This is a genomic window from Trinickia sp. (genome assembly GCF_057351765.1).
The window spans coordinates 49,265-69,013 of record NZ_JBMRBK010000053.1 but is presented as its reverse complement, the minus strand read 5'-3'; the positions used below and the strand labels follow the sequence as shown (position 1 = coordinate 69,013).

At 62.5% G+C, this 19,749-nt stretch carries 18 protein-coding genes; 12 read left to right on the top strand and 6 right to left on the bottom strand.

Translation table 11 applies throughout. The annotated features are described in order from the left end of the window. Nucleotides 1–92 precede the first annotated feature (92 nt). The 3 genes from ACO1XS_RS14820 (at nucleotide 93) to ACO1XS_RS14810 (ending at nucleotide 2,906) form a co-directional block, all read left to right on the top strand. The gene (locus ACO1XS_RS14820) at nucleotides 93–2,183 is read left to right on the top strand and encodes a carbon starvation CstA family protein (protein WP_486391041.1); all 2,091 of its coding nucleotides are present in this window, start codon (nucleotides 93–95) and stop codon (nucleotides 2,181–2,183) included. A 15-nt stretch (nucleotides 2,184–2,198) separates the two neighbouring features. Then, complete coding sequence (locus tag ACO1XS_RS14815; RefSeq protein WP_331569105.1) at nucleotides 2,199–2,402, top strand: YbdD/YjiX family protein; 204 nt, start codon at nucleotides 2,199–2,201, stop codon at nucleotides 2,400–2,402. A 225-nt stretch (nucleotides 2,403–2,627) separates the two neighbouring features. Beyond that, entirely contained in the window at nucleotides 2,628–2,906 is a 279-nt protein-coding gene (locus ACO1XS_RS14810; RefSeq protein WP_440558798.1) for a hypothetical protein, read from the top strand. A 190-nt stretch (nucleotides 2,907–3,096) separates the two neighbouring features. Here the strand turns inward: ACO1XS_RS14810 and hpnH are convergent, their stop codons facing one another. Next, the gene (hpnH, locus tag ACO1XS_RS14805) at nucleotides 3,097–4,251 is read right to left on the bottom strand and encodes an adenosyl-hopene transferase HpnH (RefSeq protein WP_331569109.1); all 1,155 of its coding nucleotides are present in this window, start codon (nucleotides 4,249–4,251) and stop codon (nucleotides 3,097–3,099) included. A 16-nt stretch (nucleotides 4,252–4,267) separates the two neighbouring features. After that, complete coding sequence (gene ispH / locus ACO1XS_RS14800) at nucleotides 4,268–5,206, bottom strand: 4-hydroxy-3-methylbut-2-enyl diphosphate reductase (protein WP_331569111.1); 939 nt, start codon at nucleotides 5,204–5,206, stop codon at nucleotides 4,268–4,270. A gap of 344 nt (nucleotides 5,207–5,550) precedes the next feature. Here ispH and ACO1XS_RS14795 point away from each other — a divergent pair, with 344 nt between their 5' ends. After that, on the top strand, nucleotides 5,551–6,732 hold the full coding sequence (locus ACO1XS_RS14795; protein WP_331569113.1) for a glycosyltransferase: 1,182 nt from the start codon (nucleotides 5,551–5,553) through the stop codon (nucleotides 6,730–6,732). 22 nt (nucleotides 6,733–6,754) lie between these two features. Here ACO1XS_RS14795 and ACO1XS_RS14790 read toward each other — a convergent pair whose 3' ends face one another. From ACO1XS_RS14790 to ACO1XS_RS14780, 3 genes are all read right to left on the bottom strand, one after another. Beyond that, entirely contained in the window at nucleotides 6,755–7,216 is a 462-nt protein-coding gene (locus tag ACO1XS_RS14790) for a hypothetical protein (protein ID WP_331569115.1), read from the bottom strand. 117 nt (nucleotides 7,217–7,333) lie between these two features. Next, nucleotides 7,334–8,344 (bottom strand): hopanoid-associated sugar epimerase, encoded by a 1,011-nt coding sequence (gene hpnA, locus ACO1XS_RS14785; RefSeq protein WP_481579610.1) that lies wholly within the window; start codon nucleotides 8,342–8,344, stop codon nucleotides 7,334–7,336. Between the two features lie 136 nt (nucleotides 8,345–8,480). Beyond that, nucleotides 8,481–10,454 (bottom strand): putative bifunctional diguanylate cyclase/phosphodiesterase, encoded by a 1,974-nt coding sequence (locus tag ACO1XS_RS14780; RefSeq protein WP_486391040.1) that lies wholly within the window; start codon nucleotides 10,452–10,454, stop codon nucleotides 8,481–8,483. 165 nt (nucleotides 10,455–10,619) lie between these two features. On the opposite strand from ACO1XS_RS14780, the gene ACO1XS_RS14775 reads away from it, so the two are divergent. Both ACO1XS_RS14775 and rarD read left to right on the top strand, forming a co-directional pair. Further along, complete coding sequence (locus ACO1XS_RS14775) at nucleotides 10,620–10,916, top strand: acylphosphatase (protein ID WP_331569121.1); 297 nt, start codon at nucleotides 10,620–10,622, stop codon at nucleotides 10,914–10,916. A 104-nt stretch (nucleotides 10,917–11,020) separates the two neighbouring features. Continuing rightward, nucleotides 11,021–11,911: an EamA family transporter RarD gene (rarD, locus tag ACO1XS_RS14770; protein ID WP_331569123.1), complete on the top strand. Its 891-nt coding sequence runs from the start codon at nucleotides 11,021–11,023 to the stop codon at nucleotides 11,909–11,911. Here rarD and ACO1XS_RS14765 read toward each other — a convergent pair. After that, entirely contained in the window at nucleotides 11,871–12,389 is a 519-nt protein-coding gene (locus ACO1XS_RS14765; protein ID WP_331569125.1) for an Mpo1 family 2-hydroxy fatty acid dioxygenase, read from the bottom strand. The two genes, rarD and ACO1XS_RS14765, sit on opposite strands and share 41 nt — an antisense overlap. A gap of 394 nt (nucleotides 12,390–12,783) precedes the next feature. Here ACO1XS_RS14765 and ACO1XS_RS14760 point away from each other — a divergent pair, with 394 nt between their 5' ends. The 6 genes from ACO1XS_RS14760 to ACO1XS_RS14735 are packed head-to-tail and all read left to right on the top strand — an operon-like array spanning nucleotide 12,784 to nucleotide 19,721. Next, entirely contained in the window at nucleotides 12,784–14,328 is a 1,545-nt protein-coding gene (locus tag ACO1XS_RS14760; protein ID WP_486391039.1) for an efflux transporter outer membrane subunit, read from the top strand. 41 nt (nucleotides 14,329–14,369) lie between these two features. Further along, on the top strand, nucleotides 14,370–15,641 hold the full coding sequence (locus tag ACO1XS_RS14755; RefSeq protein ID WP_486391038.1) for an efflux RND transporter periplasmic adaptor subunit: 1,272 nt from the start codon (nucleotides 14,370–14,372) through the stop codon (nucleotides 15,639–15,641). 43 nt (nucleotides 15,642–15,684) lie between these two features. Continuing rightward, a complete protein-coding gene (locus ACO1XS_RS14750) occupies nucleotides 15,685–16,380 on the top strand; it encodes an ABC transporter ATP-binding protein (protein WP_331569131.1) in 696 nt (231 codons plus the stop codon). Between the two features lie 17 nt (nucleotides 16,381–16,397). Further along, on the top strand, nucleotides 16,398–17,543 hold the full coding sequence (locus tag ACO1XS_RS14745; RefSeq protein ID WP_331569133.1) for an ABC transporter permease: 1,146 nt from the start codon (nucleotides 16,398–16,400) through the stop codon (nucleotides 17,541–17,543). Then, entirely contained in the window at nucleotides 17,540–18,721 is a 1,182-nt protein-coding gene (locus ACO1XS_RS14740) for an ABC transporter permease (RefSeq protein WP_486391037.1), read from the top strand. Before ACO1XS_RS14745 ends, ACO1XS_RS14740 begins: the two co-directional genes overlap by 4 nt. 58 nt (nucleotides 18,722–18,779) lie before the next feature. Then, nucleotides 18,780–19,721 carry an SMP-30/gluconolactonase/LRE family protein gene (locus tag ACO1XS_RS14735; RefSeq protein WP_486391036.1) on the top strand — a complete coding sequence of 314 codons (942 nt, stop codon included), beginning with the start codon at nucleotides 18,780–18,782 and terminating at the stop codon, nucleotides 19,719–19,721. Nucleotides 19,722–19,749 lie beyond the last annotated feature (28 nt).

Genomic DNA, 19,749 nt, shown 5'->3' with positions numbered 1-19,749 from the left:
GCATCGGGGCGTCATGCCTCTTGCTCGCTTGACCGCTGCGGGCCGGTCGCAGGATCGGAACTTCATAAGGATCGACGGAGGAGGAGACAATCGTGAATCCTACGAATCGGCTCGGGCGCTTTGCGCTCTGGTCACTGCTCGCCCTGGCGGGCGCATACGCATTCGGCACCATTGCACTCGCGCACGGCGAGCGGGTGAGTGCGCTGTGGGTCGTCATCGCGGCCGTCTGCATTTATCTGATCGCCTACCGCTTCTACAGCCGTTTCATTGCGAGCCGCGTATTGCAGCTAGACGGGCGCCGGATGACGCCGGCCGTCAAGCACAACGACGGCCTCGATTACGTCCCGACGCATCGCTTCGTGCTGTTCGGCCATCACTTCGCCGCCATTGCCGGCGCCGGCCCGCTCGTGGGACCGGTACTCGCCGCACAGATGGGCTACACGCCGGGGATGCTCTGGCTGCTTGCGGGCGTCGTCTTTGCGGGTGCGGTGCAGGACTTCGTGGTGCTTTTCATTTCGACGCGCCGAGACGGTCGCTCGCTCGGCGATCTCGTCAAGATGGAGCTGGGAACGGTGCCAGGCGTGATCGCGCTGTTCGGCGCGTTTCTGATCATGATCATCATTCTTGCCGTGCTCGCACTGATCGTCGTCAAGGCGCTCACGAACTCGCCCTGGGGGACGTTCACGGTGGCCGCAACCATTCCGATCGCGTTGTTCATGGGCGTCTACACACGCTTCATTCGGCCCGGCCGCATCGGCGAAGTCTCGATCATCGGCTTCGTGTCGTTGATGGCGTCGATCGCGTTCGGTCAGCATGTGCATGACGTGCCGGCGCTCGCCGCGTGGTTCACGTTCAGCGGCGCGCAGCTCACGTGGATCTTGATTGGCTATGGGTGCGTATCGTCGGTCCTGCCCGTGTGGCTGCTGCTTGCACCGCGCGATTATTTGTCGACGTTCCTGAAGATCGGCACCATTCTCGGTCTCGCCATTGGCATTCTCATCGTCGCGCCTGAAATGAAGATGCCGGCGTTCACCAAGTTCGTCGATGGCACCGGTCCCGTCTGGTCCGGCAACCTGTTCCCGTTCCTCTTCATCACCATTGCATGCGGTGCCGTTTCGGGCTTCCATGCGCTGATCGCGTCGGGAACTACGCCGAAGCTGCTCGAAAACGAAATCGATGCACGCTTCATCGGTTACGGCGCGATGTTGATGGAATCGCTCGTCGCGATCATGGCGCTCGTAGCGGCCTGCGTGATCGAGCCGGGCGTCTACTTTGCGATGAATGCGCCGGCAGCGTTGCTGGGCACGACGCCCGAGGCGGTCGCACAGACAGTGACGCACTGGGGCTTCTTGCTGACGCCCGATATGCTGACGGAGACGGCACGCGCGGTAGGCGAAACGACGATCGTCGGTCGTGCGGGCGGCGCTCCGACGCTCGCAGTCGGCATGGCGCAGATTCTTCATCGCGTGATCGGCGGTCCGGCGATGATGGCCTTCTGGTATCACTTCGCGATTCTCTTCGAGGCGCTCTTCATTCTGACGGCCGTCGATGCGGGCACGCGCGCGGGCCGCTTCATGTTGCAGGATCTGCTGGGCTCGTTCCATCCGGCGCTCAAGCGCACGGAATCGCTGCCGGCCAACTTGATTGCGACGGCGCTATGCGTGGCCGCGTGGGGCTACTTCCTCCATCAGGGTGTGGTCGATCCGCTCGGCGGAATCAATACGCTTTGGCCGCTTTTCGGTGTATCGAACCAGATGCTGGCGGCGATTGCTCTGGTGCTCGGGACGGTGGTGCTGTTCAAGATGAAGCGCGAGCGTTATGCGTGGGTCACGATCGTGCCGACGGCATGGTTGCTCGTCTGTACGCTGACTGCGGGCTGGCAGAAGATCTTCTCGGCCGATCCGAGGGTGGGTTTCCTCGCTCATGCGGCAAAGCTTGGCGCTTCGGTGGATGCAGGGAAGGTGCTTGCACCCGCAAAGTCGATCGAGCAGATGCGCCGTGTCATCTTCAACGACTACATCGACGCGACGTTGTGTGCGCTTTTCGTTGTCGTCGTATTGAGCATGGTGGTGTACGGCGTGCTCGCGATCATGCGCGCTCGTCGCAGCGATCGGCCGAGCACGTTGGAAACGCCGTTCGAACAGGCGCCTCAGATCGGGCAGACCGTCGCCGCCGCTCAGTGATCGGGGCACAAAACGATGTTCTCCAATCTCAGCGAACTGCGCAGCGCCGGCCGTTATCTCGGTCAGACGCTGCGCCTGATGGTCGGCTTGCCCGATTACGACGCGTATGTGAATCACATGCGCGCGACGCATCCCGATGCGCCTGTCATGAGCTACGAAGCGTTCTTTCGGGAGCGGCAGAACGCGCGATATGGGGCCGGGGCCGGGACGTGTTGCTGAGAAGGCGATTCGGAGCCTATCCGGCTCCGTGAGCCGGTCAGCGCGTCGTCGTCGATACCTGCATAGGCAACGATTGTTCGAAATTTGAAAAAAGTCTTGTCAACTTTCGGCTCTTTTTCCGGGCCGCTCACAAACCTACACTGCCTCCTGTCGACATCGAAACCAGCGCGTCGAACGAACCAACCGAGACGCGTTCCAGTTACCAGATAAGCACCGGAGGTCATCATGAAATCGAAACTCATCGCAGGTCTTTTGATCGCAACGTCGGCTGCACTCGCAGCGCCCGCATTCGCAAGCGGCCTCGGCCCGGCACCGTTTTATCGGCCTGTAATCGCCGATTCCTCGTCACACGCCGACGTGCCTGTCCAAGCGGCGGCGGTCCAACAACAAGCCGCAGGCTCGAGCGACGTTGGCGGTACCGCGGTAACCGTGCAATCGGGTGGGGTTCACAGCTCGATCGCTCGGGCCCAATCGAGCGTCGACGACCTGTATCGCGGTCGTTGATCGGCGGGGCGGGCGGCGGGTTTCCTGTTAGATCAGGCACCGCCGCGAGCTCACCGTGCGCCGAAGTATCGGCCTTGAAATGCAATAAGCCCCGCGCTCAGCAATAAGAGCGCGGGGCTTATGTTTTTATCGATGATAGAACCGCAACACCGTTTTCAAGGCGCGCATACCGCCCGCGCCATGAAAACGATTAATGCGCGGGGGCCGTCCGCTGTGTCTTCTTCGTGCTCGCCGCGCGACCGATTTCCTCGAGCTTGATCTCGACGTGCCGCGAGAACACGTACTCGGCGGGACGCTGCTTGTCGAGCGGGATGTCCTTTGCGTAGGCACCTTCGATCTTCGGCCCACGCAAGCTGACGCCCAACGCCTTCAACGGATGTGCCACTGTGTCCATGACGGCCGTCGCTTCGAAGCCGCTATGCACCATGCAGTCGGCGCACTTCTCGTAGTTGCCGGTGCCGTAGGCGTCCCAGTCCGTTTCTTCCATCAGTTCCTTGAACGTCTTGGCATATCCCTCGCCAACGAGGTAGCACGGACGTTGCCAACCGAATACCGTACGCGCGGGGTTGCCCCAGGGCGTGCAGTGATAGGTCTGGTTGCCGGCCAGGAAATCGAGGAACAGCGCCGATTGGCTGAACGCCCAGTTCTTGCCGCGACTGCCGCGCTTGAAGATCTCGCGGAAAAGTTGCTTCGTCTTGTCGCGGTTCAAAAAGTGCTGCTGGTCGGGCGCACGCTCATAAGCGTAACCGGGCGAGACCGTGATGCCGTCCACACCGATCGGGCCAACCGTATCGAAGAACGCGGCCACGCGGTCCGGTTGAGCGTCGTTGAACAGCGTGCAGTTGATGTTGACCCGAAAGCCGCGGCGCTTGGCCTCGCGAATGGCAGCCACGGCTTTGTCGTACACGCCTTCTTGCGAGACCGAGTGATCGTGCATCGCCTTGTCGCCGTCCAGGTGCACGGACCAGACGAAGTACGGGCTCGGCTGGTAATCGTCCATCTTCTTTTCCATCAGCAGCGCGTTCGTGCAGAGATAGACGAACTTCTTGCGCTTGATGATGCCGCGGACGATCTCGGGCATGTCCTTATGCAGGAGCGGTTCTCCGCCTGCGATCGAGACGACCGGCGCGCCGCATTCGTCGACGGCGCCGAGGCATTCCTCGACCGACAGCCGTTGATTCAGGATCGGATCGGGGTAATCGATCTTGCCGCAGCCATTGCATGCGAGATTGCAGCGAAAAAGCGGCTCGAGCATCAGCGCGAGCGGGTAGCGTTTGTTGCCCGTGAAATGCTGGCGCGCGATATAAGCGCCCACGCGGACCTTCTGAAGAAGCGGGATCGACAAGGCGTCCTCCTTAAACTTAACGTGCGGCGACGGGCTCGGCGAGCTTCGACGGCAGCTTGAATTCGACTTTTTCCTCGCGGCCGGCCATCGTCGATACTTCGACTGGGCCAAGCGCGCGCAGGGCGCCGATCACATGTTCGACCATTTCCTCGGGCGCCGAAGCGCCCGCCGTGATACCGACGGCTTGCGCGTTGGCAAACCATTCCGGCTTCACTTCCGAGCCGTCCGCCACGAGATAGCTCGGTACGCCGCTCTCCGCGCCGATTTCGCGCAGGCGGTTCGAGTTCGAACTGTTGGTCGCACCCACGACCAACAGAACATCGACATGCTCGCTGAGCTCCCGCACCGCGGCCTGGCGGTTTTGGGTCGCATAGCAAATATCGCGCGTGTCGGGCCCGACGATATCGGTGAACCGGCGCATCAAGGCATCGATGATGCCACGCGTATCGTCGACCGAAAGCGTCGTCTGCGTCACATATGCGAGCGGCGTATCGTTGGCCAGCTCGAGCTTGGCGACTTCCGCTTCGCTTTGCACGAGCAGCACCTTGCCGGGAATCTGGCCGATCGTGCCTTCGACTTCGGGATGTCCGGCATGGCCGATCAGGATCAGCGTGCGCCCGGCGGCGACATACTGACGCCCCTGGACATGAACCTTCGTGACGAGCGGGCAGGTGGCGTCGAGCACGTCGAGCCCGCGGCTTTCGGCATCGTGTTCCACTTTCTGCGCCACCCCATGCGCGCTGAAAACGGTCACCGCGCCATGGGGCACCTCGTCGAGCTCTTCGACGAAACGCGCACCTTTGCTGCGCAGGTTTTCCACCACGTGCCGGTTATGGACGATCTCGTGGCGCACATAAACGGGCGCACCGTGCCGCTGGAGCGCGCGATCGACGATCTCGATTGCGCGGACGACTCCCGCGCAAAAGCCGCGCGGTTGAGCAAGGATGACTCGCATATTCTGGCGAACTCCGACTGAATCGGGGTATCGAACCAAGCCAACGACATGGCTCGCAATCGCCCGGACCCAACCAATTATTAGAAAGCGGGCGTGATAGCCGGCAAAGGAATCAAAACGCGCATTCTAACGCGTTTCGGCCAATGCACGCTCCCAAGCTGGCTTGGCCGCGTTGTACGGACGCGCCATCGGAGCCTGCCCGGTCCGCCGCACGGCAGCGCGGCGCCGACCACAGTAAACTAGGCAGCCTCGCCGAGACCCTTACAATTCGCTGACTCGATCGCTATGACCTATTCGCCGGCCCGCACCATCAATATAGTTGCTCGCAAGCTGGAGCGCCGAGTATGAACGCCGTGCTTTTCGCCGTATCCGTCGTTTCTCTCGTCATCTGGGTTGTCCTGCTTTTCGCGCGCGGCGGTTTTTGGCGTACGCGCCCCCCGGCATTCCTGCCGGCCGGCCAGCTCGAAGCCCTGACCGAATGGCCGGCCGTGGTGGCCATCGTGCCGGCCCGCAACGAGGCCGACGTGATCGGTCAGGCTATCGGCACCCTGCTGGTGCAGGAATACGCAGGGGACTTTCACGTCATCGTCGTCGACGATCATAGTACCGATGGTACGGCCGATGCCGCACGCGCCGCCGCGCTCGCGCTCGGGCGGCCCGAGCGGCTCACGGTCATCGAGGCGGCCGCCCTGCCGGCCGGATGGTCGGGCAAAGTGTGGGCACAGTCGCAAGGCATTGCGGCCGTCAAATCGCTGGGGCTTGCCGCGCAGTATTTACTGCTGACCGATGCGGATATCGGCCACCCTCCCGATGCCGTGGCCCAGCTCGTTGCGCGTGCAACGGCCGAAGGGCGCGATCTCGTCTCGTTGATGGTTCGCCTGCGGTGCGATTCGTTTTGGGAGAAGGCGCTGATTCCGGCATTCGTCTTTTTCTTCGCAAAGCTCTACCCGTTCGCATGGGTCAACGATCCGCGCAACAAGACCGCGGCGGCGGCCGGAGGCTGCATGCTCGTCAGGCGCGACGCGCTCGAAGAGGCGGGGGGCATCGAGTCGATTCGCGCAGAGCTCATCGACGATTGCAGTCTGGCCGCCCGGATCAAGCATCGTGGCGGCGGCAGGCATCCGATTCGGCTCGATGTGGCGGCGCGAAGCGTGTCGCTTCGGCCTTACGATAGTCCGCGCGAAATCTGGAACATGATCGCGCGCACGGCATTCACGCAACTGCGTTATTCGCCGTGGCTGCTGGCCGGCACACTGGTGGGGATGGCGCTGATCTATCTCGCCCCGCCCGTGATCGCGCTCGTGCGCGGTGCGCCCGGTTGGCCGGCGTGGCTCGCGTGGGCCGCGATGTGCTGCGCCTATGCGCCGATGCTGCGTTACTACGGCCGCTCGCCTTATTGGGCGCCGGCGTTGCCGCTCGTCGCACTTTTTTATGTAGGTGCAACGCTTGCCTCGGCTGTGCGCTATTGGCGCGGTAAGGGCGGTCAGTGGAAGGCGCGCGTGCAGGCACCGGTCCAGGACCGCTGAGGGACCGTTCGCCTCAGCCGGCTCACTGCGACAACAACATATAGAGCTGAACGACGACATCCGGCGCAAACGTGAACGGCACCCACCCATGGCCGGTGTGGCGCGCCACGAGCAGGCGGTCGCCGTTCGGCTGTTTTTGCACGGCCATCACGGGGTTTTTTGTCGATGCGAAACGCCACCCGGGCGGGATCGCCATCGGGGGCTCCGGCGACATCGAGGCGCGGGCGTTCGCGAGCTCTTCGATGAGCTGCCCGATTTGCTCGGGCTGCAATGTCACCGATTGAGCGCCGATAGCGAGCGTCAGCGCGTTTTGCGACGGGCGGCTCACGTGCAGCGCAGGCTTTTCGTCTGAATCAGGATCCGAAGCCGGGGCGGCTGCGGCTTCGGGCGCTGCGGCGGCGAGCGCGGCTTGTGCGAGCCGGTTGAGCTCGTTGATCTGATCGACGCGCACTTCGAGTGCGCCGATCTGTTCTTGAAGGTTCATGCGCGGCATAGTCCGGAAAGAACTCGCGATTTTACCGGCTCGCTACGCGTATCTCCGCATCGCCCGATATCGACGTTGTAACAAAATGCACGCAACGCGCGGCGTGCCACCGGTGCGCTACGTGCCGAGATAGCCTGCCGCGCGGAACCAATCCAGCGCGTCGTAGAGACCCTCGCGATACGGGCGCGCGCGATAGCCAAGCTCCCGCTCGGCCTTCGCGGACGTGAAATACATTTTGTTTTTAGCCATTTTCAGGCCGTCGATGGTCACGAACGGCTCGCGGCGCGTGAGCTTCGCGACACATTCGGCGCCGAACGCGAGCGGGTAGAGCGGCCAACGCGGCAGGCTGATCGTGGGCGGCTTTCGCCCTGTGCGTGCGGCGATATCGGCGAGCATTTGCTGAAGCGGCAGGTTCTCGCCGCCGAGGATATAACGCTCTCCAACGCGCCCGTGTTCGAGCGCGAGCAAATGTCCCGTGGCGACATCGTCGACATGCACGAGGTTCAGCCCCGTGTCGACGAATGCGGGAATTTTGCCGAGCGCCGCCTCCACGATGATCCGTCCCGTCGGGGTCGGCCGTACATCGCGCGGACCAATCGGCGTGGATGGATTGACGATGACGGCCGGCAGGCGTTCGGCAGCGATCATGCGCTCGACGGCGCGTTCGGCAAGGACCTTGCTGCGCTTGTAGACGCCAATGGCTTCGTCGGCGCGCAGCGGCGCCGTTTCGTCGGCGATGCGTCCTTCGCGCGTCACTTTCAACGTGGCAACGCTGCTCGTATAGACGATACGCTCGACACCCGAGGCAAGCGCGGCACGCATCGTCGCCTCGGTGCCTTCGAGGTTCGCGCGTTCGATCTCGTCGGGGTCCGGTGCCCAAAGGCGATAATCGGCCGCCACGTGAAACAGATACCGCACGCCGCCGAGTGCCGCGCGCATCGATGCCTCGTCGCGCATATCGCCTATGACGACTTCGGCATCGAGCGTTTCAAGGTTTTTGCGCGGACTGGTTGCGCGTACGAGCACGCGTACCTTGAAGCCGCGCTCGATTGCCGCGCGCGCGACAGCCGAGCCGACAAAGCCCGATGCCCCGGTGACGAGCACGAGATCGCCCGAAGTGGCCCTCATCTGACTGGATTCCTCGATTCATGACCCGCGGCGCGGGCAGGTCCGCCGCGCCGAAACGTGCGATTGTAATCGCTGACGAAGGCGAGAGCCCCAATCGAACGGTTTTCTCGAATTCAACGACAGCGCGCCGATTCGCTCATTCCAAGGCGAGAACACCTTGATTGAAGCGCTGAATGAACGCGTGCGCCTGCGCGGCCGGCATCGGACGGGCGAATCGATATCCTTGCACGACGCTGCAACCGTGGCGGCGCAAGAAGGCGAGCTGCATGTCGGTTTCGACGCCCTCCGCGACGACGCTGAAGCCTAGCGCGCGCCCGAGCGACAAGATGGCGCGCGTGATGACTTCGTCCTCCCGATGCACGCCGATGCCGCGCACGAACGACATGTCGAGCTTGAGGCGCTCGGCGCGAAAACGCCGCAGATACGACAGGCTCGAGTAGCCGGTGCCGAAGTCGTCGATGGCGATGTCGATATCCAACGCGCGCAAGGCGCGCAACACATCGAGCGAGCCGAGATTGAGCAACGCACTTTCGGTGATTTCGACCTCGAGAAGTTGCGGCGAGAGCTGGGCGCGCGAAAGCGCCCGCTGAACGACGCGCACGATATCGCCGCGCGCGAATTGACGGGGCGAAAGGTTGACCGACATGCGCAGGCCCGGCAGAGTCGCTTGCCACGTCTGCGCCTGAAAACAGGCCTGCTGCATGACCCATTCGCCGATCGCGACGATGAGGCCGTTTTCTTCGGCGATCGGGATGAAGGTCGCTGGGCTCACGGGGCCCAGCTCGGCATCGTCCCAGCGCAACAGCGCTTCGACACCCGTCACGCGATTCGTCCGCACGTCGACTTGCGGCTGGTAGGCAAGACGGAATTCGCCGTTCGCAAGTGCCACGCGCATGCGCCGCGACAGCGCGAGCCGCTGATCGGCCTGCTGGCCGAGTTCCGCCGTAAAGCGCTGTACACCGTTACGGCCGTTCGATTTCGCGCGGTTCATCGCGAGATCGGCGCGCCGCAGCAAGGTTTCCGCATCGGCGCCGTCGCTCGGAAAACACGCGATGCCGATACTCGTTTCCACATGAAACTCGCTATCGTCGACGACCACGGGCTGAGCGAAGGTCTGCGAGACGCGCGCGAGCACTTCGCTCAGCCGATCGTCGACACCGCTTTCGAGCACGATGATCACGAACTCGTCGCCGCCGTAGCGCGCGACCGTATCCGTTGGCTCCGTGGACGCGGACAACCGCGCACCGATCTCTTGCAACAGGCGGTCGCCGACACCGTGGCCAAGGCTGTCGTTGACATCCTTGAAGTGATCGATATCCATGAAGACGAGTGCGACGCGCGTACCGGACGTCTGCGCGTCGCGAATCGCCTGTTCGAGCCTTTCGGTGAACCGGTTGCGGTTCGGCAGCATCGTCAGCGAATCGACGTTGGCTTGCCGATTGAGCAGCTCGCGCGATTGCACGAGTTCGGTCACGTCCTCGTAGCTGCCGAGCACGCCGATCACCGTGCCGTCGGCGCTTCTGATCGGTGCCTTCGAGGTATGCAGCCAGCGCAGCTCGCCGCGGGCGGTCGGCACCAATTCCTCGTAGTGCAGGGGTTTGCCGCTTTCGACGAGTTCCCGATCGCGACGACGCGCCTCGGCCGCCGTGCTATGCCACGGCATATCGTCGTCGGTGAGCCCCGCGATCGCGGCGCGGTGCTCGATTGCCGCATCCTGCGCGAACGCGCGATTGCCGCCCAAATAGCGGGAATTGACGTCCTTCCAGAAAATCCGTTGCGGCACACTGTCGATGACCGCCTCGAGCATCTGCTTGGATTCCTGCAGGGCCGCTTGCGCCAGTTCCTTTTCGATCGCGTCTTTTTGTGCGCGAGCACGTTCGATTCCGATGCGCCAATGCGCATGCACGCCGTAAGCGAAAACGACACAGGCGGCCGCAACGGCCGCGGCATCCAACTGGTGGCCCAATGCGAGGCGACCGGTTGCGAGCCAGGCGGCGTACGCAGCCGCCGCGCCCAGCGCGAGGGCCGCGACGGTCCGTGCCTGTTCGGCGTACCGAATCGTGGCTTTTCCGTGGCGATCGACTCGTGCCGCGTGGTGTCGTTGACCCACCGTAAAGTCTCCTGTCACGCCAATGAGCAAGCGCGCAAACTCAATAGTGCGATTTAACGGCTGTTTTGCCGGCATTCTTTAGACTAGCAAGCGGTGCCCCGATGCGGTGCACGCAAGACGACTACAATGCCGGCTTGGAGCAGCCGAGCATTGGGAGACGCGGGTATGACTGGGCCCGATTTGAACACGAGGATCGAAACGTATTACGTGCATGTGCGCGGTGTCGTGCAAGGTGTCGGGTTCCGTCATGCGACGGTGCGGCGCGCGCACGAACTCGGCATCACCGGCTGGGTCTCCAATCTCGCGGACGGCTCCGTCGAGGCGTTGGTGCAGGGGCCGGCAGAACAGATCGACAGAATGCTCGAATGGATGCGGCGCGGGCCGCCCTCGGCCCGCGTCACCGATTTCGTCAGCGAAGAGCGGGCGCTCGAGAAGCGTTTCGCACGTTTCGAGCAGCATTGAGTTCAACCGATATCACCTGTTCGTTGCATTGTCATCGAAAGAGAGCTCCTGATCTGATCCGCCGAAGCGATGGCCAGCACAATACCAACAATTTCCCCTTTTAAATGAATTCTTCTGTAGTGGGTCGCGGAATTGCGCTGTCAGTCGCGGCGTCAGCGTTGTTTGCACTATTTGCGGCCTATACGCGGTTACTTTCGCCGCTCGGCGGTGTGGACATCTTTGCGTGGCGCATCGTTTGGACCGTGCCCGGCGCGTTGCTGCTCGTCGCGTGGCGCTCGCGCCTGCCGCAATTGCGCGATCTTCTCGTGCAAGCCAGCCGCGCGCCGCGATTGGCGTTCAAGCTCGTGACGTGCGCAGCGTTGATGGGCTCCCAGCTCCTGCTCTTCATGTGGGCACCCCTCCATGGCCATATGCTCGAGGTGTCGCTCGGTTATTTTTTGCTGCCGCTTTCCATGGTCCTCGTCGGCCGATTCTACTATCGCGAAGAGCTCGCGCGGTTGCAATGGCTCGCCGTTGCCTGCGCCGCGATCGGCGTCGCCCACGAACTACGTGCCACACATGCGTTTTCCTGGCCCACGCTCGTCGTCGTGCTCGGCTATCCCCCGTACTTCGTCGTACGACGCACGATTGCCTCGGATTCGCTCGTCACGTTTGCGACCGAGGTACTGCTTTTGCTGCCGGCCGCCATCTGGCTCATTGCCACGAGCGCCACAGCGCATGCCGCGTTTCATCTTCCGGTGCTCGGCGCGCTGTTGCTGCCCGGGCTTGGCGCACTCAGCACGATCGCGCTTGCCTGCTATCTGAAAGCGAGCCGCCTGATGCCGATGGCACTGTTCGGCATTCTCGGCTATGTGGAGCCGGTATTGATCGTTCTGGTATCGGTGCTGCTGCTCGGCGAGACGCTGCGCGCGGGACAACTCGCCACCTACGTGCCGATCTGGTTCGCGGTGGCAATCACGGCCGCGCATGCCGTGCTGTTGTTGCGTTCTCGATAGCTTCGCGCAAGCGCGGCCGCCATCCCAGTTCGAAGAGCGCCTCGGCCAGCACGAACAGCGGTCCGATGAGGAGGCCGATCAGATCGTCGGCAAAAGCGGGCTTTCTGTGCTCGTAGGCGGCATGCCCCACGAATTGAAAGACCCAGCCGACGACGAAGAGGGCGACGCCCGTGCCGACCCATGTCGTCGTCGACGATGACGCGATCCATCTCCCAAGCGCCAGACACCCGGCGCTGACGAATGCCATCGCCACGCCGAGCGGCGCATCGAGTGCGAGGTAATAGAGCGTCGCCGCGCCGAAGACGAGCCATGCAGGCGAGACGGCGAGCGGGAGCACGCCGAACGTCGAGGCGGGCCGGCTGAGCAACACGGCGAGTGCGACGACGATCATTGGAATGCCGACGAAATGGGTGGCGATATTGCGTCTGTCGCGGTGATAGGCCGCATATTGCGCGAGCTGATCGGTCAGCGTTTTCATCGTGGGCGAAATTCCGGTTGAAGCGAGCGCAGCCTGAAGGGTGCTTCGCGAGCATTTCGCACCATCGCACGGTTTGGGCAAGCGCTTCAACCGATTGAATGGGGCATTCGCTGAAAACGCCGGTGCTCGCGCGAGTGCGCGCGGCCTTTCGTCGCTATTTTCGAACGATCGGCGCCGACGATGCGACGGCAGGATTTTCCGCATCGCGGACTGCGAAAATCCGTGGTTTCATCAATCGCTATTCGCATTGGCTGACGTACGCCGTCACTATCGATAAATGAAGCGCAGCGCTATACTCGTTGCCGCTTTGCAAACCTCATACGCCCGTCACGGGATTTGGGCCCCTCCGGGAAATAACGGAGGAATCAAGCCGCACAGCCCCTCGATTTCAAGCATGGATAACAAAGAGCGTCGCGAATCGCGACGGTATCCGATTGCGTGTCCATATCCGGTGAAGTCGTACCGGGTGGTTTTGGTATTGATTGCGACAACGCTGCTTGGCGCGTGTGCAGTCGGCCCCGACTTCAAAGCTCCACCGCCGCCTGTCGCGTCGTCCGTGACGGAAACGCCGCTGCCGCCGCAAACGCAGGCCACGCCCGTTGCGGGCGGCGAATCGCAGACATTCACCGCTGCCGCGGCACTCGATTCGCACTGGTGGCGTACTTATGGCTCGCCAACGCTGGAGCGGCTCGTCGACGAGGCGCTGCGCGCGAGTCCGACCGTGGCGTCAGCGCAGGCTGCGCTGCGCGCTGCGCAGCAGCAAGTCGCCGCGCAGCGCGGCGGACTGTTTCCTTCGGCGAGCGGCAGTTTCACCGCTTCGCGGCAGAAGATCAACGGCGCCGCCCAAGGCTTTCCTGAAGCGGGCAGTTTCCTGTTCACGCTGTATAACGCGTCCGTCAGCCTCTCGTACAACTTCGACGTATTCGGCGGCGTGCGGCGCGGCATCGAAGCGCAGGAGGCGGCGCGCGACGCACAGCAGGAAGAACTGCAGGCGACTTATCAGACGCTCGCGGCAAACGTCGTGACGGCGGCGCTGCTCGAAGCGTCGCTGCGCGCGCAAATCGATGCGACGCAGAGCCTCATCGCGTCGGCCCAGCATCAGGCCGACTTGAGCCGCCAGCAATTCGAGCTCGGCGGCGCGTCGCGATCGGACGTGCTGTCGGCCGAATCGAATCTCGCATCCATGCAAGCGCTGCTGCCGCCGCTCGAGCAGCAGCTTGCCGCGGCGCGCTCCCAGCTGGCTGTCTATCTGGGCCGTTCTCCCGCCGACTACACCGAGGCGAGCTTCGAGCTCGCGTCGCTGCATTTACCGCGCGAGATTCCCGTCATGCTGCCGTCCGATATCGTGCGCCAGCGGCCCGATATCCGCCGCGCCGAAGCGCAATTGCATCAGGCGAGTGCGAACATCGGCGTCGCCACGGCCAACATGCTGCCGCAGTTCGGCCTCAGTGCAAGTACGGGCGATTCGGCCCAAAAGCTGGGCTCGCTTTTTTCGAGCGGCGTTTTTTCCCTGGCCGGCAACGTCACGCAGCCGCTTTTTCAAGGGGGCACACTCAATGCCAGGCGGCGCGCGGCGATCGCGCTTTACGATCAATCGCTTGCGCAATATCGACAGACGGTTCTGCTTGCATTCAAGAATGTGTCGGATTCATTGCGCGCGCTCGATACCGATGCGCAGACGCTCAACGCTCAATACCGCGCGCAGCAGGCGGCTGCGGACAGTCTGAGCCTGATCGAGCAACGCTTTGGCCTCGGTGGCGCCAATCACGTCGAGCTGCTCGTCGCTCAGCAGCAGTATGAGCGCTCGCGGATTGCTTATGTCCAAGCGCTGGCCTCGCGTTATCAGGACACTGCGGCCCTGTTTTTGTCGCTCGGCGGCGATTGGCGCGACCGGCAAGCCGGAGACGGTGCGCAGCGCGCGCCGGCGCTGCAGCAATGAACCCATGAGACCAGTCGTTCGACACCACTAGAAAACCCGATATGACGGACAAGACGGATAAATCCGAGCTCCTGCGCCAATTGCGCATCGATCGCGACAAACGAGGCGGTGACGAAGGCGGTCCACGCTGGCGACGGGTTGTCGTCGCGATCGTCGCCCTGCTGATCGTATTGGGAGCGGGCGCGTTGATCTGGTCCCGATCGGCCGTGCCGGAAGTCAAAGCCGCTGCCGCGCGTGCGGTTTCGACGGGCTCCGACGCGTCGGGGCCATCCGGCGCATCGATTCTGGATGCCTCGGGCTACGTCGTGGCGCGCCGGCAAGCAACCGTCTCCGCCAAGATCACGGGCAAGCTGTCCGAGCTCTTCATCGAAGAGGGGCAGCACATCAAGGAAAACGAGGTCGTCGCAAAGCTCGATGATACGAACGCTGCCGCAGCGCTCATGCAGGCGAAAGCCGGCGTGATACAGGCCGAGGCTACGGTTGCGCAGGCCAAGGCGGCCGCGGACGATATCGCGCCGATCTACCGCCGCGATCGCAAGCTCGCGGCGGCCGGCGTCATCAGCGCCGAAGTGCTCGATACGAGCAAGGCGAATTTCGACGCGAAGCAGACCGATCTGGCGGTGGCCCAAGGCAATCTCGCCGTGCGCCGGGCGGCCTTGCTGGTGGCGCAGCGCGAGGAGGAAGATACGATCGTGCACGCCCCATTTACCGGCGTCGTGACGACGAAGAATGCGCAGCCGGGCGAAATCGTCTCGCCGCTGTCTGCCGGAGGCGGCTTCACCCGCACGGGGATTTGCACACTTGTCGATATGGATTCTCTCGAGGTCGAGGTCGACGTGAGCGAGAATTTCATCAGCCGTGTGCATGCCGGCGAACCCGCGATCCTCAAGCTCAACGCGTATCCGGACTGGCAGATCCCCGCCTATGTCATCGCCGTCATTCCCACGGCCGATCGCAGCAAGGCGACGGTCAAGGTGCGCGTCGGCTTCAAGTCGCGCGATCCGCGCATCCTGCCCGAGATGGGCGCACGGGTCTCGTTCATGAGCAGCGAGAACAAGTCGGGGGCGACGCCGGCCGCGGGCGGCGTCGTGATTCCGGCCGAAGCGGTGGTGCCGGGCGCTCAGTCGGGCGCGGACACGGGCGCAGTATTTGTGATCCATGGCGATACGGTCGAGCGGCGCGTCGTGCGGCTCGGTGCGCGTTCCGCCGATGGACAGGTAGTGCTGTCGGGCCTTTCGGCGGGCGAGCGCGTCGCGCTTGGCGATTTTTCAAAGCTGAAGGATGGGGCACGCGTCAAGATCGCCGAGCGCTGAACGGCGCTCAACACGCAGCCGACACTTCAACGAGGAGCAACACATGAGTGCAATCGTTTCTCTGCGCGACGTCGTCAAGACCTATACGCGCGGCAAGCAGTCCGTGGAAGTGCTGCACCGCCTCAATCTTTCGGTGGCCGAGGGCGACTTCGTCGCGCTGATGGGCCCGTCGGGCTCGGGCAAGACGACGGTGCTCAATCTGATCGGAGGTATCGACCATCCGACGAGCGGCGAGATCGTCGTGGCCGGAGAGCACATCGACCGGCTCAAGGGTAGCCGTCTGGCCCGTTGGCGTGCCGATAACGTCGGCTTCGTGTTCCAGTTCTACAACCTGATGCCGATGCTGAGTGCCGAGCGCAACGTCGAGTTGCCGCTTTTGTTGACGTCGCTGAGCAAGGAAGAGCGGCGGCGCAACGTGCAGACCGCGCTATCGGTGGTGGGATTGGAGGACCGGACGAAGCACAAACCGTCCGAGCTCTCCGGGGGGCAGGCGCAGCGTGTAGCCATTGCGCGAGCGCTCGTCTCGGATCCGAAGCTGCTCGTATGCGACGAGCCGACAGGCGACCTCGACCGCGCCACGGCCGATGAAATTTTGCATTTGCTCCAGGTGCTCAACCGCGAATACGGCAAGACCATCGTCATGGTGACGCACGACCAAAAAGCGGCCGATTTCGCCACGCATACGCTGCACCTCGACAAGGGCAGGCTCGTCGACGAGCGCGTCAGGACTGAAGCGTAAGCCCCGGAGGCTGAAATATGAAATTCATTCCCTTGATATGGGCGATGCTATGGCGCAAGAAAATGCGTACGTCGCTGACGCTCTTATCGATCGTCATTGCGTTCTTGCTGTTCGGCATGCTGCAAGGCATCAACGCGGCGTTTCAGGAAACCATTGAGCGGTCGAATGTCGATCGCCTCATCGTGACGAACCGGATTTCGCTGACCGAGAGCCTGCCGTACGCCTATCTGTCACAGCTCGAAACGATCCCCGGCGTCGCCAAGGTGTCGCACGAGTCGTGGTTCGGTCCGTACTATCAGGACCCGAAGAACTTTCTTGCCGCGTTTCCCGTCGAGCCCGATCGCGAGTTTGCCGCGCATCCGGAAGTCGTGGTTCCTAAGGACCAGATCGAAGCGTTGAAGCGCACGCGCACAGGCGCAATCATCGGAAAAGGGCTTGCCGCGAAGTACGGATGGAAGATCGGCCAGCGCATCCCACTGCATTCGACGATCTGGGTGAAGGCATCCGACGGAACGTCGGATTGGGATTTCGATATCGTCGGCATCTATGAGGAGCCTTCCAATCGCGCGCGTGAAGACGCCATGTTCTTCAATTACAAGTATTTCGACGAGGCGCGCAGTTTCGGCAAGGGTACGGTGGGCTGGTATGTCGTTCAATTGAGCGATCCGCGGCAATCGGCTCAGGTGGCCGCCGAGATCGACAAGCGTTTCGCCAATTCGCCCAACGAGACCAAGACCCAGACTGAGAAAGAGTTTCAGCAGTCCTTCATGAAACAGATCGCGGATATCAGCCTGATCGTCACCTACATTCTTTTTGCGGTGTTCTTTGCGTTGTTGTTTGCCGTCGGCAGCACTGCGATGCAGGCGGTGCGCGAGCAGGTGCCTGAGCTTGCCGTGCTGAAGACGCTTGGGTTCAGCGATACGCAGATGCTCATGCTGGTGCTCGTGCAGGCGTTGATGTTGTGCGTCGTTGCAGCCCTGGTGGGGCTTGGCGTTGCGAGTTTGCTGTTTCCGATGTTGCGCGACACGTTCGGTGTCGTGAAGATGCCGGCGAGCGTCATTGCCGAAGGTGTGTTGATGGCCGCCATCCTGGCTGCCGCCACGGGTATCGTGCCCGCGTGGCGTGCCAAGCGGCTAGTGATCGTGGAGGCCCTACGCTCATGATGATGAAGCAAATCGTAGCCGTTACCGCGATGAATCTGCGCAGTTTGCCCCAGCGTATGGGCACGGCGTGGGTCATCGTGATTGGGATTGCGGTCACCGTTGCGGTCATGGTGTCCGTGCTCGCCATGGCCGAGGGATTCACCAAGACGCTCAAGGGCACCGCCCGGACAGACCGCGCGATCGTATTGCGCTCGGGTTCGGAAGGCGAACTCGCCAGTACGATCTCGCGGGAGAACACGCAGACGATCATGGATGCGCCCGGCGTTCGCAAGGATGCGGCGGGGCGGCCCATCGCATCGGCCGAAGCCGTAGTCATCGTCGCGTTGCCGCAGAAGAAGGACGGCGTGGACGCCAATGTGACGCTGCGTGGAATCGGCGCAAATGCGTCGACGTTGCGGCCTGAAATGCATCTGATTGCCGGGCGCATGTTCAAGCCGGCTGTGCGCGAGATCATCGTCGGGAAGTCGGCCCTGGCTCAGTTCAAAGGCCTCGAGCTAGGTAGTCGAATTGCATTTCGCGATTCAGAGTGGACCGTGGTGGGCGTGTTCGAAACCGGTGGAGATGCGCATGAATCCGAGTTGCAGGGCGATGTCGAGACCGTGTTGTCCGCTTATCGGCGTAATCTTTTTCAATCGGTTTCGGTGATGCTCGAGTCGGCCGGTGCATTCGATCGCTTCAAAGCCGCGTTGACGACGGACCCGACGCTGAAGGTCAGCGTGGAGCGCGAGACGGACTACTATGCGGCTCAATCGAGCCGTCTCTCGAAGCTGCTGAATCTGCTGGCGTATTTCGTCGGCGGCATCATGGCGCTGGGCGCGTGCTTTGGCGCACTCAATACCATGTATACGGCTGTCTCCACGCGGACACGCGAGATTGCGACGCTGCGCGCCATTGGTTTCGGCGGGTTGCCGATCGTCATTTCGGTTCTGGTAGAGTCGTTGCTGCTCGCCTTGATCGGCAGTGCGATCGGCTCCGTTGCCGCATGGATTTTTTTCGACGGCAATACGGTCAATACGCTTGGCGCCAGTTTTACCCAGGTGGTGTTTCATCTGACCGTCACGGCATCGTTGCTCGTTTCGGGCGTTGTACTGGCCTGTACCGTGGGCATGCTTGGGGGGCTGCTGCCTGCCATTCGTGCGGCGCGCTTGCCGATTGCAACGGCGTTGCGTGCGAATTGAGTCGTAGCATTTCAACTATTTCTGAGCGAAGCGAATTCGAACGGAGGAGCGTTTTTCCATGTGGCAGCAGAGCGAGCGATACCCCGATCCCCGCGTTCAGATCATCGATTCGGAGTTCGAAGCGTTTTGTCTGCCGCTTGCGGCCGTCGAGCGCATTGCCACCGGGTTTCGCTGGTGCGAAGGCCCCGTGTGGTTCGGCGATGGGCGCTATCTGCTGTGGAGCGACATTCCCAACAACCGGATCATGAAGTGGGAGGAAGAGACCGGAGCGGTGAGTGTTTTCAGGAAGCCGTCGAATTTTGCTAACGGACATACGCGGGATCGCCAGGGGCGGCTTATCAGTTGCGAGCATGGCGGCAGGCGTGTCACGCGCACCGAATACGATGGCTCGCTGACGGTGATCCTCGATTCCTTCGGTGGCAAGCCGTTGAATTCGCCGAACGATGTTGTCGTGAAGTCCGACGGCTCCATTTGGTTCACCGATCCGATTTTCGGGATTCTTGGGTATTACGAGGGTTATCAGGCGGAGCCTGAGTTACCGCAGCATGTTTATCGTGTCGACGCGGCGACGGGCGAGGCGTCGATCGTGGCTGCCGATGTGGCCGGGCCGAACGGGCTGTGCTTTTCGCCTGACGAGCGGTTGTTTTATCTCATCGAATCGCGGGGCACGCCGAACCGCAAGATCTGGGTGTATGACGTGGCCGACGATGGCAGGACGATCGAAAACGGCCGCGTGTTCCTGGATGCAGGGGAGGGCACCATAGACGGCATGCGCTGCGATATTCACGGCAATCTCTGGTGTGGTTGGGGCATGGGTAGCGAGGAGCTCGACGGCGTCATGGTGATTTCGCCGCGCGGCAAGCTGATCGGGCGTATTGCATTGCCGGAGCGATGCGCGAATCTGTGCTTCGGCGGGTTGCAGCGCAATCGCCTTTTTATGGCGTCGTGTCAGTCGGTGTATGCGTTGTATGTCAATACGCAGGGGGTGGCTGGGGGGTGAGGGCGGTTCGCCACCCGGCGCATGAGGC

Excerpts from the sequence above, each read along its gene's own strand:
- ACO1XS_RS14775 (WP_331569121.1), top strand. The coding sequence starts at position 10,620 with ATGACTGGGCCCGATTTGAACACGAGGATCGAAACGTATTACGTGCAT.
- ACO1XS_RS14810 (WP_440558798.1), top strand. The coding sequence starts at position 2,628 with ATGAAATCGAAACTCATCGCAGGTCTTTTGATCGCAACGTCGGCTGCA.
- ispH (WP_331569111.1), bottom strand. The coding sequence starts at position 5,206 with ATGCGAGTCATCCTTGCTCAACCGCGCGGCTTTTGCGCGGGAGTCGTC.
- hpnA (WP_481579610.1), bottom strand. The coding sequence starts at position 8,344 with ATGAGGGCCACTTCGGGCGATCTCGTGCTCGTCACCGGGGCATCGGGC.
- ACO1XS_RS14765 (WP_331569125.1), bottom strand. The coding sequence starts at position 12,389 with ATGAAAACGCTGACCGATCAGCTCGCGCAATATGCGGCCTATCACCGC.
- ACO1XS_RS14815 (WP_331569105.1), top strand. The coding sequence starts at position 2,199 with ATGTTCTCCAATCTCAGCGAACTGCGCAGCGCCGGCCGTTATCTCGGT.
- rarD (WP_331569123.1), top strand. The coding sequence starts at position 11,021 with ATGAATTCTTCTGTAGTGGGTCGCGGAATTGCGCTGTCAGTCGCGGCG.
- ACO1XS_RS14795 (WP_331569113.1), top strand. The coding sequence starts at position 5,551 with ATGAACGCCGTGCTTTTCGCCGTATCCGTCGTTTCTCTCGTCATCTGG.
- ACO1XS_RS14735 (WP_486391036.1), top strand. The coding sequence starts at position 18,780 with ATGTGGCAGCAGAGCGAGCGATACCCCGATCCCCGCGTTCAGATCATC.
- ACO1XS_RS14740 (WP_486391037.1), top strand. The coding sequence starts at position 17,540 with ATGATGATGAAGCAAATCGTAGCCGTTACCGCGATGAATCTGCGCAGT.
- ACO1XS_RS14760 (WP_486391039.1), top strand. The coding sequence starts at position 12,784 with ATGGATAACAAAGAGCGTCGCGAATCGCGACGGTATCCGATTGCGTGT.
- ACO1XS_RS14750 (WP_331569131.1), top strand. The coding sequence starts at position 15,685 with ATGAGTGCAATCGTTTCTCTGCGCGACGTCGTCAAGACCTATACGCGC.
- ACO1XS_RS14790 (WP_331569115.1), bottom strand. The coding sequence starts at position 7,216 with ATGAACCTTCAAGAACAGATCGGCGCACTCGAAGTGCGCGTCGATCAG.
- ACO1XS_RS14755 (WP_486391038.1), top strand. The coding sequence starts at position 14,370 with ATGACGGACAAGACGGATAAATCCGAGCTCCTGCGCCAATTGCGCATC.
- ACO1XS_RS14745 (WP_331569133.1), top strand. The coding sequence starts at position 16,398 with ATGAAATTCATTCCCTTGATATGGGCGATGCTATGGCGCAAGAAAATG.